This is a genomic window from Cohnella sp. SGD-V74, from assembly GCF_003001675.1.
Lineage (GTDB): Bacteria > Bacillota > Bacilli > Paenibacillales > Paenibacillaceae > Cohnella.
The window spans coordinates 59,895-76,274 of the sequence record NZ_PVYW01000003.1 but is presented as its reverse complement, the minus strand read 5'-3'; the positions used below and the strand labels follow the sequence as shown (position 1 = coordinate 76,274).

Annotated in this window: 15 protein-coding genes; 14 read left to right on the top strand and 1 reads right to left on the bottom strand. The window is 55.1% G+C overall.

Annotated elements, in window-relative coordinates:
* Nucleotides 1-7: 7 nt before the first annotated feature.
* From B0G52_RS05280 to B0G52_RS05245, 8 genes are all read left to right on the top strand, one after another.
* On the top strand, nucleotides 8-715 hold the full coding sequence (locus B0G52_RS05280) for a FadR/GntR family transcriptional regulator (protein ID WP_094042490.1): 708 nt from the start codon (nucleotides 8-10) through the stop codon (nucleotides 713-715).
* Between the two features lie 179 nt (nucleotides 716-894).
* The gene (locus B0G52_RS05275; RefSeq protein ID WP_094042489.1) at nucleotides 895-1,083 is read left to right on the top strand and encodes a hypothetical protein; all 189 of its coding nucleotides are present in this window, start codon (nucleotides 895-897) and stop codon (nucleotides 1,081-1,083) included.
* 98 nt (nucleotides 1,084-1,181) lie between these two features.
* Entirely contained in the window at nucleotides 1,182-3,407 is a 2,226-nt protein-coding gene (locus B0G52_RS05270) for a helix-turn-helix domain-containing protein (RefSeq protein ID WP_094042488.1), read from the top strand.
* A 302-nt stretch (nucleotides 3,408-3,709) separates the two neighbouring features.
* Entirely contained in the window at nucleotides 3,710-4,564 is an 855-nt protein-coding gene (locus B0G52_RS05265; protein WP_094042487.1) for an ABC transporter permease, read from the top strand.
* Between the two features lie 12 nt (nucleotides 4,565-4,576).
* Nucleotides 4,577-5,452 carry a carbohydrate ABC transporter permease gene (locus B0G52_RS05260; RefSeq protein ID WP_094042486.1) on the top strand — a complete coding sequence of 292 codons (876 nt, stop codon included), beginning with the start codon at nucleotides 4,577-4,579 and terminating at the stop codon, nucleotides 5,450-5,452.
* 29 nt (nucleotides 5,453-5,481) lie between these two features.
* Nucleotides 5,482-7,143, top strand: coding sequence for an extracellular solute-binding protein (locus B0G52_RS05255; RefSeq protein WP_094042485.1), 1,662 nt, complete (start codon nucleotides 5,482-5,484; stop codon nucleotides 7,141-7,143).
* A 70-nt stretch (nucleotides 7,144-7,213) separates the two neighbouring features.
* Complete coding sequence (locus B0G52_RS05250; protein ID WP_233162397.1) at nucleotides 7,214-8,122, top strand: family 43 glycosylhydrolase; 909 nt, start codon at nucleotides 7,214-7,216, stop codon at nucleotides 8,120-8,122.
* 145 nt (nucleotides 8,123-8,267) lie between these two features.
* A complete protein-coding gene (locus tag B0G52_RS05245; protein ID WP_094042484.1) occupies nucleotides 8,268-9,410 on the top strand; it encodes an enolase C-terminal domain-like protein in 1,143 nt (380 codons plus the stop codon).
* A gap of 30 nt (nucleotides 9,411-9,440) precedes the next feature.
* Here the strand turns inward: B0G52_RS05245 and B0G52_RS05240 are convergent, their stop codons facing one another.
* On the bottom strand, nucleotides 9,441-9,686 hold the full coding sequence (locus B0G52_RS05240) for a hypothetical protein (RefSeq protein ID WP_094042483.1): 246 nt from the start codon (nucleotides 9,684-9,686) through the stop codon (nucleotides 9,441-9,443).
* A gap of 185 nt (nucleotides 9,687-9,871) precedes the next feature.
* Between B0G52_RS05240 and B0G52_RS05235 the strand changes: the two genes are divergently transcribed.
* The 6 genes from B0G52_RS05235 (at nucleotide 9,872) to B0G52_RS05210 (ending at nucleotide 16,355) form a co-directional block, all read left to right on the top strand.
* Nucleotides 9,872-10,648, top strand: a complete 777-nt coding sequence (locus B0G52_RS05235) for a CPBP family intramembrane glutamic endopeptidase (protein ID WP_158223593.1) — start codon at nucleotides 9,872-9,874, stop codon at nucleotides 10,646-10,648.
* Between the two features lie 32 nt (nucleotides 10,649-10,680).
* Entirely contained in the window at nucleotides 10,681-11,847 is a 1,167-nt protein-coding gene (locus tag B0G52_RS05230; protein ID WP_094042481.1) for a sensor histidine kinase, read from the top strand.
* On the top strand, nucleotides 11,847-12,515 hold the full coding sequence (locus tag B0G52_RS05225) for a response regulator transcription factor (protein ID WP_094042480.1): 669 nt from the start codon (nucleotides 11,847-11,849) through the stop codon (nucleotides 12,513-12,515). Before B0G52_RS05230 ends, B0G52_RS05225 begins: the two co-directional genes overlap by 1 nt.
* Nucleotides 12,516-12,654: 139 nt before the next feature.
* Nucleotides 12,655-13,692 carry an ABC transporter substrate-binding protein gene (locus tag B0G52_RS05220; protein WP_233162395.1) on the top strand — a complete coding sequence of 346 codons (1,038 nt, stop codon included), beginning with the start codon at nucleotides 12,655-12,657 and terminating at the stop codon, nucleotides 13,690-13,692.
* A gap of 3 nt (nucleotides 13,693-13,695) precedes the next feature.
* The gene (locus tag B0G52_RS05215) at nucleotides 13,696-14,445 is read left to right on the top strand and encodes an IucA/IucC family C-terminal-domain containing protein (RefSeq protein ID WP_094042479.1); all 750 of its coding nucleotides are present in this window, start codon (nucleotides 13,696-13,698) and stop codon (nucleotides 14,443-14,445) included.
* A 170-nt stretch (nucleotides 14,446-14,615) separates the two neighbouring features.
* On the top strand, nucleotides 14,616-16,355 hold the full coding sequence (locus B0G52_RS05210; RefSeq protein WP_158223592.1) for a helix-turn-helix domain-containing protein: 1,740 nt from the start codon (nucleotides 14,616-14,618) through the stop codon (nucleotides 16,353-16,355).
* Nucleotides 16,356-16,380: the final 25 nt, after the last annotated feature.

Below are 16,380 nucleotides of genomic sequence, written 5' to 3'. Positions count from 1 at the left end.
CGAGCGTATGGAAATGACCCGGTTGACGAAACGGAATCATTACGAGGAGATCAAGGATCAGCTCATGCGGATGATTCTGGACGGCACGTTTAAGGTCGGCGACAAGCTTCCTTCGACCAAGGAAATGTCGGAGCGATTCGGCGTAGGCCGCTCGACGACCCGCGAGGCGTTAAGCGCACTGAAGGCGATGGGTCTCATCGAGATTCGGCAAGGCGGCGGCTGCCGGGTCGTCCATAACGCTCCGGCAGAGGTCGCCGTGCCGGAGCTGGATTCGCTGCGGCTGAACCGCGGCGTTCTGCTCGACCTGCTCGAAGCGCGGCAATCGCTGGAAGTGTCCAACGCCGCTATCGCGGCCGTCAAGCGCACGGACGCCGATCTGGCCGGATTCGCAGCGTTGATGAGCGCGATGGGGCAGGCGATCGGACAGGAGCTGGAAGGGGAGCGGACGGACGTGCTGTTCCATCTCACGCTGGCCAAGGCGACGCACAATTCGATCATGGTCCGACTGTTCGAATCGATCGTCGGCCAGCTGGAGACGGCGATCCGCGACATCCGCAGAGTCGAGATTTACTCCAATCAGGAAGTCGCCGAGCGGCTGTACCGGGAGCATTCCGCGATCTACGAGGCCGTTCGTCTGCGCGATCCCGAGCTGGCCTCGCAGACGATGAAGCGCCATCTGGAGCATGTGGAGAACATTTTGACGAAGTATATTTAACGTTCGAGGGGCGGTTCCTTTTTCGTCGGAAGACGAGGGGAGCGGCCCTGTTTTTATGCGGATTTCCAATGATAATCTTACCATCGTCCGAACGGCAACCTTTCTTTGAACAGCGCGTCTATAAGCGTACCAAAGTATAAAACGGCTGCTCACGGAAGGCGGCGGTGGAGGAATAACGGATGAAAAAAGCGCGTGCGATCGTGCTCATAGGTTTGGTTGGTTTGGCGTTGGCAGGGTGTCAAGCGGCATCGCCCGAGCAGGGCGGCAGGGGGCGTCTCATCGGCGACGAGCCGATGGTTCAGAAGGCGGTTGTCGTTGGCCATGCGGATCAAGGAGCAACGGATTTAGGAGGCGAGGAGACCGTCTAGACGCACAGGGCAGCGAAAAGATTTCTCGGCGTCAGGAAGGGAAATGCCGGATTGTGACGAATCTACTGTTAATCTGCCAAGATTGAGCGAGGTTCGTCATGAGAAAAAAGTGGTTCTACCGCATGCTGCTCTCCTATTCGCCGATTCTTCTGTTTCTCGTGCTCCTGCTGATTTTGTTTTTCTACCTCAAATGGGTTTCGGAGACGAAGGTTCGCATCCAAAATACGAATGCGCTGTTTGCTTCGCACGTTGTCAGCGTACTGGATTCCTCGATGAAAACGATCGAGGAATTCGTGCTGCAGCAAATGCTGACCGACGAGGCGATCATCGATTACATGAATGAACCGGAGACGCTGCCGCCGTATGCGATGCTGGAGATTTCCAACCGGTTGACCGATATTAAAACGCTGTTCCCGTTTACGGGAGACGTATATTTGTACAAGTCCTCCAATAACGAAGTGATTTCGAGCAGAGGGTTGTTCAAGTCGGGAGACGCGTTCGCCGACAGCGCATTCCTGTCCGAATCGATCGAGCTTCGGGGATCGGAGGGCTGGACGTCTCCGCGGGTGTATCGCCAATTTCAGTTGGACACTCCGACGAACGTCGTTTCCTTTGTTAAGCCGCTGCCGATCACTTCGGCCGTCGGCAAAGGGCTGGTCATCGTCAACGTACAGCTCTCCGCCGTTCAGCGCGCCCTGAAAGGGATCAATTCGGATACGGCCGGCTACATGGAGCTGACGGATGCTCTTGGTTCGACGATGTTCGTCAACGCTGCGCCTCCGCAATCGTCGTGGGGAATCAGCCGGATCGAATCGGATTACACCGGCTGGACGTTGTCCGTAGGCATTCCCGAATCCGAGCAGCAGTTGATGTCCGTTTTTCTGAACGGCTGGACGTTGCCCGCGTTGATCGTCATTTTGCTGAGCATTCTTATTCTTACTTACGTAACCCACCGCAATTATAAGCCGATCGAAGAAATCATGATGAGAATCGATCGCTACGCCTTGAAGAGAACGCTGCAGTTGGGCAAAAGCTCGGATCACAACGAATTTCAGTTCATCTCCACGGCGCTGGACAATCTGATGGAGAAGTCGAACGAATTCGAGGCGAAGCATAAGGATGATCTCATCATCCGCAGAAGATACTGGTTTAACGAGCTGCTTGCCGGGGCCTTCTCCCTGTCGAATTCGGAATGGGAGACGGAAGCAAGCGAGCTGGGTCTTCCCGGGACGTTCGATTCGACCATCGTACTCGTCACGGTGCTCGATAACCGGGAGCAGTTCGGCGGCGAATACAGCAAGCGGGATCAGACGCTCTTTAAGTTCGTCGTGCAGGGCGTGCTGGAGGAAATCTGCCGCAATCACGGCGTTTCCGTCTGGTCGGAATGGAAGGAAGCCGACCAATTGTGCTCGATTGTCTATTTGGGCGACGCGCGTGACCAGGCGAACGTGCTGGACATCGCCGCCCAGCTCAAAGATTGGGTAGCGACGAATCTCAAGTTTACCGTATCGATCTCTATCGGAACGACCGCTAACGACATGGAAGACGTTCGCCAGTCCTACTTGGACGCGATGCAGGCGGGTCAGTACCGGACGCTGCACGGATACAACCGCGTATATCCGGCGTCCGAATGGAAGCTCAAATACCAGGGGGATCTGTACGCGCACCTGCAGACGGCCAAGACGACGGTGAAGTTGGTTCGCGCCGCCGATGCGGGCTGGACAGACGCGTTCGATCGGCTGTTTCGGGAGATCAGGGAGGACGGGCTTTCCCGCGAACAGACGGTGGAGGTCGTCAATTATATTTTTTACTCGCTCGAGAAGGAAATGAACGAGATGCCGGAGGAACTGGTGGCGTGCTGGATGGAACCGTTCCGGCGCTGTTCCCCGGCTGCCTTGTTAAAGAAAGAGCTGATCAACGATATCCAGCGCGAGTTGGGCGAATTTCTCCGTTCGTTGGCGGAAGCGTTGAAGGAATGGCGCTATAACCAGCCGCAATCCCATCCTACGGAACAGATTATCGCGTATTTACGACTTAATTACGCCAACCCGGATATTTCCCTCGATCATCTGAGCGACGAGTTCGGGCTGGCTCCGCGAGTCATCAGCAAGCTGTTCAAGGCGAGCACCGGCGAACGGTTCGTCGATTACGTCATGGAGCTTCGCATGGCGGAAGCGAAGCGACTGCTCAACGAAACCGAGCTTTCCGTCCAGACGATCGGCGAACAAGTCGGTTACCCGCAGGTCATCTCGTTTATCCGCACGTTCAAGAAGTGCGTCGGCACGACTCCCGGCGAGTACCGGAAGAAGCGCACGATGGGATGACGAAATTGTTAATCGGGGAAAAAGGTTAATTGCCCGGCCCTCCAAGAGCGGCCCCGGTAAGCGCACTCCAGGCCGAAAAGCCGTCCTCTTCCGCAGATGAGGACGGCTTTTCGGTTTGGCGTTGTTGGCCGCCTTCGCCGCAATTGTTTATTCGGGGAAAATTGAAAATTGAAAGGGAAAGGCCGGTGCCTTATAGTCGGAGTTGTTCGGACGATTCCTGCAGGATAACCGATCACGATCGCGTTGGGGGGAGGTGAAGCGCTATTCACCGGGTTTGGCGAAGGAACGTTCCGCTGATTTTGATGTTTGCGCCAGTCATTATCTTTTTCATAATATTCAAGTATGTTCCGATGTACGGGGCGATTATCGCTTTCAAGAAATACAACTTTACTGACGGCATTCTCCATAGTCCATGGGTCGGACTGGACAACTTCAAGCTGCTGTTCAGTACGCCGACCACGATTCAGATTATTCGCAACACGCTTGCGCTCAGCCTGCTGTCCATCGTGGCGGGATTTCCGTTTCCGATTCTGCTGGCGGTGCTGTTGAACGAAGTCCGCCGCATGTGGTTCAAGAAGATCGTGCAGACGCTGGTATATCTTCCGCATTTCTTCTCATGGGTTATCGTGAGCGGAATTGTGGTGACGATCTTCTCGCAGCAGAACGGCGTGGTGAGCGGGCTATGGGAGAGCCTTACCGGCCGGAGCTATCCGTTCCTATACCGGGAAGGCTCGTGGCTGGCCATCTTCGTAGGGTCCGGCATCTGGAAGGAAGCGGGCTTCAGCGCGATCATCTATCTGGCAGCGCTGACAAGCATCGAACCGTCCTTGTACGAAGCATCGAGCATGGACGGCGCGTCCCGCTGGAAGCAATTATGGCATGTTACGCTGCCGGGCATTCGCACGACCATTGCTCTGATGTTTATCTTATCGATGGGACGCGTCATGGAAGTGGGCTTCGATCAAGTGTACATGCTGCAAAATTCGACGGTATCCGATATTTCCGAGGTCATTAGCACTTATATTTATAAGATTGGCCTGATGGGCGCTCAATTCAGCTTGACTACGGCCATAGGGTTGTTCGAATCGCTGGTTGGCCTGATTCTGGTGCTGGGCGCCAACGCCATTGCAAGAAAATACGGAAATGGACTGTGGTAACGGGAGGTGCTTATGAAACCGTCGCTGGGGGAACGAATTTATCTGATTGGCGTCTACATGGTGTTGACGGTTGCGGCGCTCATGTGTCTGTTGCCGCTCGTACATATCGTATCGGTGTCCACCAGTTCCTTGCAAGCTGTCGCATCTGGCCGGGTGACGCTCTTCCCGATCGATGCTTCGCTGGAGGCGTATCGGCAGTTGATCGACGGAACGCCGATCGTTCGGGCCATGTGGAACAGCGCGTACATCACTGTCGCAGGCATCCTGTTCAGCATGACGTTCACGGTGCTTGCCGCTTATCCGCTAACGCGTTCGTATTTTATCGGCAGAAGAATGTACACGTTCGCTATCGTGTTCACGATGCTGTTCGGGGGAGGACTTATTCCCACGTACATGACGATCCGCAGTCTGGAGCTGATCAACACCTATTGGTCACTGTGGCTGCCCGGTCTGGTCAGCGTCTTCAACATGCTGGTGCTCCGTACCTCCATCGAGAACATTCCAAGCGAGATCGACGAAGCTTCGCGGATTGACGGCTGCGGGGAGTGGCGTTACTTGCTGCGCATCGTGCTGCCGCTGTCGATGCCGGTGCTGGCGACGCTGGCGTTGTTTTACGGCGTGGGGTATTGGAACTCGTTCTTCAACGTACTGATGTTCATCAACGATCCGGCGAAATTCAACATGGCGGTACTCGTGCAGCAGATGATTCAAAGTCAGACGATGCTGTCGCAGTTAAATGCGCTGGGTTCGTCCGAGCAGTTGCAGCTGTCGCCGGAGATGGTCAATGCGGCCGCCGTTGTGGTGATGGTATTGCCTATGCTCGTGGTGTATCCGTTGCTGCAAAAGTACTTCGTCAAGGGCGTCATGATCGGCGCCGTGAAAGGATAACGAAACCGATGAAAAAGGGGACTGAATCTATGAAAACATGGAAGATCAGGACGGGGACGGTCGTTGCTTGCATGCTGGCCTCCGCGGCGATTCTCGTCGCGGCTTGCTCGAATAATGCCGGAAACGGAAATTCAAACGCGTCAAGCGCGCCCTCGAAGGATGGGGGAGCGGCTTCAGAGCAAGCGGCGAAGCCGAAGATTTCAGTATCGATTTATGATCGAGGCAACGTTCCGCAGGAGATGGGGACGATCGGCAACAACCGCTGGACGCAGTGGTTGAACGATAATGGGCCGGTGGAGGCGCAATATGTGCCGATCCCCCGAGGCGAATCGGTGCAGAAGTTGAACCTGCTGTTCGCATCGAACGACGCTCCTGACGTCGTAGCCGAATTCGATACTAGCTTTCGCCATCAGCTGTACCAACAGAAGCAAATTTTGGCGGTCGATGAACTGGTCGACCAATACAGCGTCAGCTACAAGCAGTTAATGGAGAAGTATCCGGAGATGAAGAAGGCGGCCACGAAGCCGGACGGCAAGATGTATGAATTCGGGCGCGTGCAGCAGTTAATGGGTTTCCAGGCGCTGTTTATTCGCAACGACTGGTTGAAGAAGCTTAATCTGAGCGTTCCGGAGACGCCCGAGGAGCTGTTCGAGGTGGTGAAGGCGTTCACCGAAAACGACCCCGACGGCAACGGCCAGAAAGACACGTTCGGAATTGCGCTGAGCGGCGAGACCGGCGGTGCCATCAATACGATGTTCCGCGATGTGGATTGGGTCTTGAAGGATGGCAAGCTGGTGCGCGGCTGGGAGCAAAAAAACGCGGCCAACGCATTCAAGAAGAGACTGTACGACGCCGGGCTCGTCGACAAAGATTTTCTCGCGGACACGAACGGACAGAAGGCGCAGCAAGACTGGAACAGCGGGAAGATCGGCATCTTTGTTGGCCGGACCATCGATCCCGTGAATTTGACGACATTCTATGAGCCGCTCAAAAACAATGTACCGGACGCCGAAGTCATCGCCATCAAGCTGCCGAGATCGGAATACGGCCGCTTCGCCATCGGGGTGAACAACCCGGTGCAAATGACGACCGTCATTAATGCCAAAGCGAAAAATCCGGAAGCCGCCATGAAATATATCGATTTGATGGCATCGACCGAAGTTGGCGAGATGCTGCGATACGGGCAGGAAGGCGCCGATTCCGTCAGAGGTTCCAACGGCTGTCTGAAGCCGAAGGATCCGGCTCACTTCACCAAGGAATTGTCGTGGGCCCTTGACTTCCAACTGCTGATGTCGCAGATCGAGCTGGAGCCGTGCGCCGGAATTTTGAGCCAACTCGATCCCGCGAACCCGCTTGAGAAGGATTTCTTGGAGCTGGTTAAGCAAAATCTCGAAGCGAATTTGGGCGAAGGCGTCGAATACGCGCCAATCACGCACGGCGAGCATATGCCTACGCTGCCGGACGAATTGAGCGTCATTCGGACGAATGTGTCGAAGGTGGCAGATTTCTATAACAAGGCAATCGTGTCGGGGCCTGCTTACACCGTTGAACAGGCTTACGCGGAAGCGATGGATCTGTGGAACAAGTCCGGCGGCGAACAGCTCGAAAGCTTCTACTCGGATTGGTACGATAACAACAAGGACACGGCTTTCCTGGCGAAGGATATGTGGAAGTTCGTGATCAAATCTTAACCGCAGCGGATGTAACAGCTTGACTTGCAGCAGGTCGCCGCATGCGGCGACAAGGGAGGCGCAATCGATAATGATGATGTTTACGGATACGGACAGAGGCAGACCGATGGCGAAGGATCCGGCTGTCGTTCGGCACAAGGACACCTATTATATGTACTATTCCATCGCTCCCCATATCGATCCGGCGCAAGCGACCGGTTGGGGTATCGGCATCGCGGCGAGCGACGACTTGGCGCAGTGGCGCAAAATCGGCGAAGTGCCGCTGGAGCAGCCATGCGAACGCAACGGCATCTGCGCCCCGGGCGCGATCGTGCTGGAAGGGCGGGTTCACCTGTTCTACCAAACTTACGGGAACGGTCCGCAAGATGCGATCTGCCATGCGGTATCCGACGATGGCATTCGGTTTCGCAAGAACGAATCGAACCCGATCTTCCGTCCGAACGGCGAGTGGAACAACGGGCGCGCAATCGATGCGGACGTCATTCCGTATAACGGCAGACTGTTCCTCTATTTCGCTACGCGGGATCCGCTCGGCGAAGTTCAGATGCAGGGCGTGGCGACGGCGGAGCTGGATTCGGATTTTGGACGCGACGCCTGGACCCAAGCTTGCGACGAGCCGATTCTGAAGCCGGAACTCCCGTGGGAGGAGAGCTGCATTGAAGCGGCGGCCATGTGCGAGCGGCACGGCAAGCTGTACATGTTCTATGCCGGCGCCTACAACAACCGGCCGCAGCAGATCGGCTGCGCGGTGAGCGAAGACGGCATCCGGTGGCGGCGTCTGTTCGACGAGCCGCTGCTGCCGAACGGCGCGCCCGGAAGCTGGAACGAGAGCGAATCCGGTCATCCGTTCCTGTTCAAGGACGCGGACGACCGAACGTATTTGTTCTTTCAAGGCAACAACGATGGCGGCCGCTCCTGGTACTTGTCCATGCGGGAGGTCGGCTGGAAGGAACAATTGCCTTATCTGATCGGCAACTAGCTGGTGCGGAAGCCATAACAGGTTGGGGAGCGGGCTTTGACGGTAGAAACACTACCAGGGCCCGCTCCCATTTATGCGCCTGTGTGATAAACTGGAGGAACTTAGGAAATTATCGAAATGCTTGCCGACAGGAGGATGTGATAGCATGAACGTTTCCAACTTCGAGCCGAATTGGCAAATCGAAAAAATCGAGTGGGCTATTCTGCCCGGCAAACGCGCTAGACATGCCGGCTTCAATGCCCGAAAAGGCGAGCATGGGATCGACGTCCCGCTGCACCTGGCCCGAGTCACCATCGCCGGATATGAAGGCTGCGGCTGGTCGCGTATCACGAAGCAATCGGCGCAAGAGCTCGTCGGCAAAAAGGCAAGAGACATGTTTAACGAGCGGGGAACTGTTCGGGAGGAGTTTCGTGGAATCGAGTTTCCGCTATTCGACTGGATTGGCCGTGTACAAGGCAAACCCGTTAACTCGTTGATCTCGGCGGGAAGTTCCGCACAACAGAAAGTCGCGTGTTACGATACTTCATTATATTTAGACGATCTTCATTTATCGGACGATCTGGCCGCCGTCGAATTCATGAAAACGGAAGCCCTTGAGGGAATGAATCGCGGGCATGCGAATTTCAAACTCAAAGTTGGCCGCGGGGCGCGCCATATGCCGCTGATGAAGGGAACCGAGCGCGATATCGCGATCATTCGCGGCATCCGCGAAGCCGCCGGGCCGTATGGCAAAATCATGATAGACGCGAACAACGGCTATAACCTGAATCTGACCAAGCATGTTCTGCAGGAAACCGCAGACGTTAAACTGTATTGGGTCGAGGAAGCGTTCCACGAAGATGAGGAGTTCTACAAAGACCTCAAAGCCTGGATGCAGAAGGCAGGCATAAACGTACTAATTGCCGACGGGGAAGGTTTGGCTGCGCCGACGTTGGTTCAATGGGCCAAAGAGGGGATTATCGATGTAGTGCAGCACGACGTGCTTGCCCCCGGCTTTAGCCATTGGCTGGAACTCGGCCCGGAATTGGACGCAGCTCATGTGAAATCGGCCCCGCACAGTTATGGAACGCCTTACGGCAATTACGCTTTAAGTCATCTGGCTTCCGCTATTAAAGGGTTCCAATTTGTTGAATGGGACCAGATAGAAGTGGAAGGGATGGACGCTTCCGGCTATCGGATTGAAGACGGGTTTGTTCATGTCCCTTCTGAACCCGGCTTCGGTTTGAACTTCGATGACGCGTATGTGAGCAAAAGGGTTCAAGAGTCGGGCTGGACAACAGGTCTCTAGAGCAAACAACGGGGTGCAGTCGTCACGCGCTTAAGGCCGAGGAGAGGAGGGGCTGGAGCGCAGAGGGCATTCCAGATGCGGGCAGCAGTCGCTCTCGCGCTTCCTGTTTCCCCCCTCTAAGCCGAATAGCTTGCGAAACCAGACCGCGCCTTTACGGCGCGGTTTGCCGTGTTCGCGGGCCGCTTCACGCGCCGCGCGCGCCAATTCGAGATCGCAGATTAGCTGCTCCTTCTCCGCTTGACGAATATCGTTCAATTCTTTCAGATAGTTCAACATAAGGTTCCACTCCTTGCTCTCTGTTATAGCTTCATTATGCTGGAGGGAAAAGAGGAATAAAAGTGAACAGTTTTTATTTTCCATTTCACCTTTTCCCTTTATGACGATCGTCAATTCTCATATGACGGTCTTTTTTATTATGTTTGTTGATGACAAACAAAAGAGCCGTAGAAGGAGTTGGAACAGTGAATAACGAAACAGAAGTAAAGCAGTATAGCGTCGGCAAAATAATAGGATTATGGGCTTTGGTCGCCTTGCCGATGGTGATCTTTCGATTCGTATTGATGCCGCTTTTGGTACCGGTGGCCAGCATTCACCCCGGCATATTGTACTGGCTGTTTATGATCCTCGGCATGATCTGGCAGTTCGTCTTGTCCGTCTTGATCCTGAGAAGAGAGCTGGGCGGTTGGTCCTGGCAGAAGCTGAAAAAGAGATTGTGGCTGAATCATCCCGTGCATCCGAAAACGATGAAAATCTACAAGCTGGCCTACTCTTTTACGATTCCGATCATCCTTTACGCTTTTTTCTTCGAAAGCTCGGGCCTGTTCTCGTTCATTGAGGAAGGGATCAACCGGTTGTTCCCCGCATTGGCGCCGGAGAGCTATACATTGATCGAAAATTTGGCGACTCCCGAATTCGAGGGCGCCTGGTATTTGCTCGGCATCGCGCTCGTCAGTTGTTTGTTCAATTACTTGCTGGGGGAAGAGCTGTTTTTCCGCGGGGTGCTGCTGCCGCAGATGAGGGGAGCGTTCGGAAAATGGGATTGGGCGATGAACGGCGTCTTGTTTGCCTCCTACCATCTTCATAAAATCTCGGAAATCCCTTTGTTTATCGTCGGATCGCTCTTCTACGGCTTCTTGAACGTCAAATACCGCAGCTTCTGGCCGGCCGTGCTCATTCACGGGGTGGAGGCCGTTCCTTTGCTGGCAGCCGTTACCGCAGTTGTTCTGAGCTTGATCTGAAGCCATTCACCGATACGGGATGTGTGAGACTGATGCAGATTTCCACCGTTCATACGCTTAGCGATACGAAATTGTCGAAGGTCTTTTTTTACGGATTGTCGTGCGCGTACGTCGTTCTGCTTCTGCTGTACGTTGTCCTGTCGCAGTCGAAGGGCGTCGGCTCCGCAGGGATTGCGGTTCTTATTGCGCTCTACTTCGTCAGACATTGGGAACGGGTATTGAACCATCGCAAGTATCACTTGATCGCGGTCGTCTCCCCGTTGGCCGAAATCGTCATCCTGTTCGTCTTGTTACTGCAGAGCGGGACGGGGATCGAGACGATCGTGTTCGTGCTCTTCGCCGCCGATCTTATTCTTCATTACAAGCCGTGGTACGCTTTCCCATTTGCCTATGGGGGATTTGTGACGTACCTGGTGCTGTGGCCCGAGGACGGTTCGGACTTGTGGCAGCATGCGTTCGATCTACTGAGCTACTCCTGTCTGATCATCCCGATCTGGAGCACGAAGCTGCTGCTTAATCAAAGGGAGATGAATTTTCGACTAAACGAAGCGCTGCTGCAGGAAGCGAAAACAAGGGAAGAGATGGCGGCCTTAAAAGAAAGAACCCGGATCGCGGAAGAGGTCCATGACACGGTGGGACATACGTTAACGACGGCGATCGTCGCTCTGGAAGGCGCAGGGCTGCTGTTCGACCAACGGCCGGAGGATGCCCGCCACAAAATCCACGTCGCGCGCGAGCAGTTGAAGCAAGGGCTCGGCAACATCCGTCAGGTCGTCAAAACGTTGAAAGCAGCGGACGGCATTGCGGGCGGACTGGGGCTGGAGCAAGGGATTCGTACCCTTATGACCGATGCGGAGAAGCAGACGGGCGTTCGCTTTCAATTGCGGTACGAGGCGGCGTCCGCGCTCATCTCGCTTCAAGAATACGTGATGATTAATGCCATTAAGGAATCGATCACCAATGCTCTTAAGCATGGTCGGGCGAGCGCCATCGAGATTGACGTGATAGAGCGGCAGGAAACGATTCATATGAAAATAAAGGACGATGGAGAAGGAAGCGATTCAATCGTCTACGGCTTCGGTCTGCAATCGATGGAGGAAAAAATCGAGGCCGTCGGCGGACGGCTGAGCGTGCAAAGCGAACCGAACAAGGGGTTTGAGCTGCATATTCGAATGCCGGTCGCAAAGGGGGAAGGATAATGGACGGAGAGGCCGCAATCCGCGTGATGTTAGTGGACGATCAGAAAATATTGCTTGAAGGTCTGGAGACGTTGATTTCGCTGCGCTCGAACATCCAAATCGTGGCGACGGCCCAATCAGGAGAGGAAGCGCTGGAACGGCTTCGCGAGGTCGTGCCGGACGTTGTTCTGATGGATATCCGCATGCCGGGCATGGGCGGCGTGAAAGCGACCGAAGCGATTCTGGAACGTTATCCGCACGTCATCGTTCTCATCCTGACGACGTTCGACGACGACGCTTATATTATAGAAGCGTTAAGCAACGGGGCTTCCGGATATTTGCTTAAAGATATCGACGGGGAGAAGCTGGTGCAGGCAATCTACGAGGCGCTGTCCGGCAATTTGCTGTTGACCGGGAAAGTGGCGAACAAGCTCGCGCTTAACATCCGCAAGCAGAACAATCGGTTCGACCGACTCGGCGAGGAACTGGAGTTCTCGCCGAGAGAGCTTGATCTTGCCAGACTGCTGGTGGAGGGACACAATGCGAAGGAGATGGCCGAAAAGCTGTTTCTGACGCAGGGCACGGTCAAAAACTATTTAAGCGACATCTACGCCAAGCTCGGCACCAACGACCGGGCCAAGGCGACTTTGATCTTAAAAAGGCATTTATCCGCGCGCGGGGAGAGTTAATTTCCGGTTTCCCATGCCGATTGTCGCAAAATTACAAGCAGTCTGTCGCGAACTTTCATTCGAATGGAGCCGAAAAACAAGTAGAATAAAACACGATAATGAGAATCATTATCACATACTAGCAAAAGGGGATTTGAAAGTGAAGAGATTTCATAAATTGGCTCAATTCGCAATGTGGTTCGTTTGTTTCACACTGTTGCTCGCGGGATGCGGTTCAGGCGGCAGCGGAAGCAATAACGAAGGTTCGCCAAGCGCAGCGCCGGCGGCATCTCCATCCGCGGCATCCCCGTCGGCCGAGACTCAGAGCGCTCCTCCGGCGTCCGAAGATCAAGGTTCTTTCCCGGTCACCATCACGCATATGAAGGGCGAATACACGCTGGACAAAAAGCCCGAGACGATTGCGGTTCTGGATACGAAATTCGTCGACCAACTGATCGCGCTTGACGAGCAGCCGGCGGGAAGCGTCACGGCAGCCGGTTCCGATACCGACTTCCCGGCGTATTTGAGCGACCGGTTGGGGGACGTCAAAGTGTTGGGCACGCGCGACGAGCCCAATCTGGAAGCTTTGCTGGCGCTGAGCCCGGACCTGATTCTCATGACGGACTTCCAGGAGAAGGTGTACGACAGCGTCAGCAAAATCGCTCCGACACTCGTGCTCGACTTTTACGAGGATTGGCGCGCGACTCTGGAGACGGTGGGCAAAATAACGGGCAAGCAAGCGGAAGCGCAAGCCGTCACGCAAGCCTATGAAGAAAAAACCGCCAAACTGAAGCAGCAGCTTGCCGACAAGCTGGGTGACGACACGGTGGCGCTTATTCGTCCGAGAACGGAAGGCATCCGCGTTCATACTTCCCAGCATCGCACCGGGTCGATTCTGTATACGGATCTGGGCTTGAAGGTTCCCGAATCGGTAGCGGCGGTAGACGACACCGCCTACGAGATTTCTCTGGAGGCCGTTCCCGACATCGGCGCCGACCATTACTTCTTGTTGTCGGACGCGATGTTCGCGGACGCGGTCAAGGAGCTGGAGAGCACGAAGATCTGGACCTCCCTGGAGCCTGTGAAGAACAACCGTGTATATCCGGTCGATACTACCTTATGGATCGCCTATTACGGACCGATCGCGAACAGCCTGATTATCGACCAAGCCGCGGCGGCTTTGCTGGGCCAGCCGTAAGGAATGGATCCCTTCTTAACGTCCGACGCTTGGAGGGAACTGTCCGGCGATTACAGCTTGTCCACCGGTGAAGCTTTGCCGCAGAGCATCAAGTCGCTGCCTCTGAGCGAACTGCTGAAGGAGGAGACTTGCAGAGCGTATATGGAGTGGCTGATGGGACACATCGGCTCTCCAAACATGAGCGTTGCGGCCTCCATGCTGGTAAAAAGGATGGCCAGCCTGCTCGTTGCTCCGCTTCTCAGCGCCATGACTTACTATAACCGGGGAATCGGGGTGCAGTTGGAGCACTGCCGGCTTTTTCATCCCGATGCTTCGGCTGCCGGCACCGCTTTCCCGTTTATGGCTTTGTCCGCAGCCGAGGTTACGGCTCCCGAAACCCGCGATCGGGAAGCGTGGCGGGCGATGGTGGTCAAGCAATTGTTCGCGGAACGTCTGACCCCGGTCATGAAAACGATAGCGGCGGCGGGCTCGGTGTCGATGGCGATATTGTGGGAAAATGTAATGGCGCGCATCGCTCCTGTGTACGGTCACGGCCAAGAGCAAGAAGGGGAGCTGCGCCGGCGAATAAGGGACGATTTCTTCTATATGACCCAAATCTGTTCGGGCGAGCCGTTCGGCATGAGGAAAAATCCGCTCGCCTCCTTGACGGAGCTGGACGAGAACCGCCGGCTGAGGGGACGGAGCAAGCGGCTCACTTGCTGCCTTTATTACCAAATGGCCCCCGAGTATTGCTTGAAATGTCCCAAGCCGTAATCAACTGATGCAGTTCGGCGTTGCGTTCCGCAGCGGCCGGGCTGCTTTTTTTTGCGAATTATCGCTCGTCCCCCCTTCTGAAATTGACTGTGAGAATCGTTATCAATTAAAATGACAGAAGAGGAAAGAGACATTACGATCGTATAGCCAAAGGTTTGGAGATGTGGGAGATGCCGTTGCAGAAACAATTATCACTATGGAACGATACGGCGATCAGACTGCTGGACGTTCAGCGTCTAAGTCTGCTTCCCGGCAACGATCTGCGCAATTACGCCTTGCCGGCGAACATGCTGTTTTTGGCGAGAAGCGGCCACGGAAAACTGCTGGTAGACGGGCTGCCGTATACGATTGCCCCCTTCTTCGTGTGTCACGCAGGCAAGGATGCCGTTGTCGATCTTATGACCGCCGCGGAACCGATTGAATATATCGCCATCTATTACAGGGCCGAGCTGATGCGCTCCTCCGAAGATGAACTCGGCTCTCCGGGCGATGAACGCGATTGGCTGCGGCTGCCGTTCGGATTCAGTCCGGCCAAGCGGGTGTCGCTCCATCAGATCGTGGAGCAAATCGAGCGGAAGTGGAGCGCGAGGCAAGGACTGGAAAGCTTCCATGCCAACGCGCTGCTGCAGAGCCTGCTCTATGAGCTGCTGAAGCAGCTGCAGACGGACGGCTATCAAACGCCTTCGGAAGCGGTAAGTATTGTGACGAAGCACATTGAAGCCCACTATAACAAGCCGTTAAAGCTGGAAGCGATGGCGGAGCTTGTGCATTGCAGCTCGAGGCAGCTGCAGAGATGGTTCAAACAGCAGCGGCAGCTTGGACCGATGGAGTACGTGATCAAGGTCAGAATGGGGCATGCGGCTCGGCTGCTGAAGCATACCGCGGCGACTGTCCAAGAAATCGCTCTAAGCATCGGATACCGCGACATGTATTATTTCAGCAACGCCTTCAAGAAATATTACGGGACCGCTCCGCTGGATTTCCGCCGCGCCGTCGTCACCGATACGGACGATGAGCTGCCGGCTTCGATACCGGTCGGCGCAGCCGCGTCCAGCTACAGCGCGAACGACGGCATGGTCATCAAGCATGCCAAAGGGGAGCTTCGCTTGCAGCAGCCGCCCAAGCGCATTGCCGTGCTTGACGTTCAGTATGCGGACCAGTTGATCACGCTGGGTGAATTGCCGGTTGGCAGCGTAGGGATCGGAGCCTCCGAGATCTGCTGTTTTCCCGATTATTTGCTGGATAAGCTGGGGAGATTCAAGGCGCTTGGAACATGCGAGCAGCCCGATCTCGACGCCATTGCCGCGCTGCGGCCCGATCTCATCGTATGTACGCAGATGCATGAAGAGATTTACGCGCGCTTAAGCCGGATCGCCCCGACGCTGATGTTTCATCGAAACGAGCATTGGCGCACGATGCTGAGTGTTTTCGGAGACATTACGGGCAAACGGCACGAGGCGGGCAAAATGCTGCAACAGTATCGCGACAAGACGACGAAATTGGCCGACAAGCTTGCGGAGAAGCTGAGAGGACAGCGCGTGGCGTTGATTCGTCCGCGCGATACGTTTATTCGCTTGCATACGGCCATTCATCGGACGGGGGCCGTTTTATACGAGGATTTGGGATTGCCCGCTCCGTTTTTTATCGCAGGGGATTTCGTCTCGGATACCGCTTACCATATCTCGCTTGAGAAGCTGCCCGAAGTTAATGCCAACCATTATTTCCTGCTGAGCAACGAGCTGTTCAAGGAACGGGTAACCGACATGCAGCGCAGCGCGGTGTGGAATTCGTTAAGCGCGGTGAAGAAAAAACATGTGTATACGGTAGACGCTTCGAACTGGATCGGCTCCTATGGTCCTATAGGCATTAACCGCATTGTCGACGACGTAGCTCAATCTCTGCTGGCCTAATGGCGGGCGCGGAGTTTTCCCATGA

What these genes read in the sequence shown, in the direction of transcription:
- B0G52_RS05265 (WP_094042487.1), top strand. Translation starts at nt 3,710, where the DNA reads ATGTTTGCGCCAGTCATTATCTTTTTCATAATATTCAAGTATGTTCCG.
- B0G52_RS05230 (WP_094042481.1), top strand. Translation starts at nt 10,681, where the DNA reads ATGCAGATTTCCACCGTTCATACGCTTAGCGATACGAAATTGTCGAAG.
- B0G52_RS05260 (WP_094042486.1), top strand. Translation starts at nt 4,577, where the DNA reads ATGAAACCGTCGCTGGGGGAACGAATTTATCTGATTGGCGTCTACATG.
- B0G52_RS05245 (WP_094042484.1), top strand. Translation starts at nt 8,268, where the DNA reads ATGAACGTTTCCAACTTCGAGCCGAATTGGCAAATCGAAAAAATCGAG.
- B0G52_RS05280 (WP_094042490.1), top strand. Translation starts at nt 8, where the DNA reads ATGGAAATGACCCGGTTGACGAAACGGAATCATTACGAGGAGATCAAG.
- B0G52_RS05255 (WP_094042485.1), top strand. Translation starts at nt 5,482, where the DNA reads ATGAAAACATGGAAGATCAGGACGGGGACGGTCGTTGCTTGCATGCTG.
- B0G52_RS05215 (WP_094042479.1), top strand. Translation starts at nt 13,696, where the DNA reads ATGGATCCCTTCTTAACGTCCGACGCTTGGAGGGAACTGTCCGGCGAT.
- B0G52_RS05250 (WP_233162397.1), top strand. Translation starts at nt 7,214, where the DNA reads ATGATGATGTTTACGGATACGGACAGAGGCAGACCGATGGCGAAGGAT.
- B0G52_RS05225 (WP_094042480.1), top strand. Translation starts at nt 11,847, where the DNA reads ATGGACGGAGAGGCCGCAATCCGCGTGATGTTAGTGGACGATCAGAAA.
- B0G52_RS05270 (WP_094042488.1), top strand. Translation starts at nt 1,182, where the DNA reads ATGAGAAAAAAGTGGTTCTACCGCATGCTGCTCTCCTATTCGCCGATT.
- B0G52_RS05275 (WP_094042489.1), top strand. Translation starts at nt 895, where the DNA reads ATGAAAAAAGCGCGTGCGATCGTGCTCATAGGTTTGGTTGGTTTGGCG.
- B0G52_RS05240 (WP_094042483.1), bottom strand. Translation starts at nt 9,686, where the DNA reads ATGTTGAACTATCTGAAAGAATTGAACGATATTCGTCAAGCGGAGAAG.
- B0G52_RS05210 (WP_158223592.1), top strand. Translation starts at nt 14,616, where the DNA reads ATGCCGTTGCAGAAACAATTATCACTATGGAACGATACGGCGATCAGA.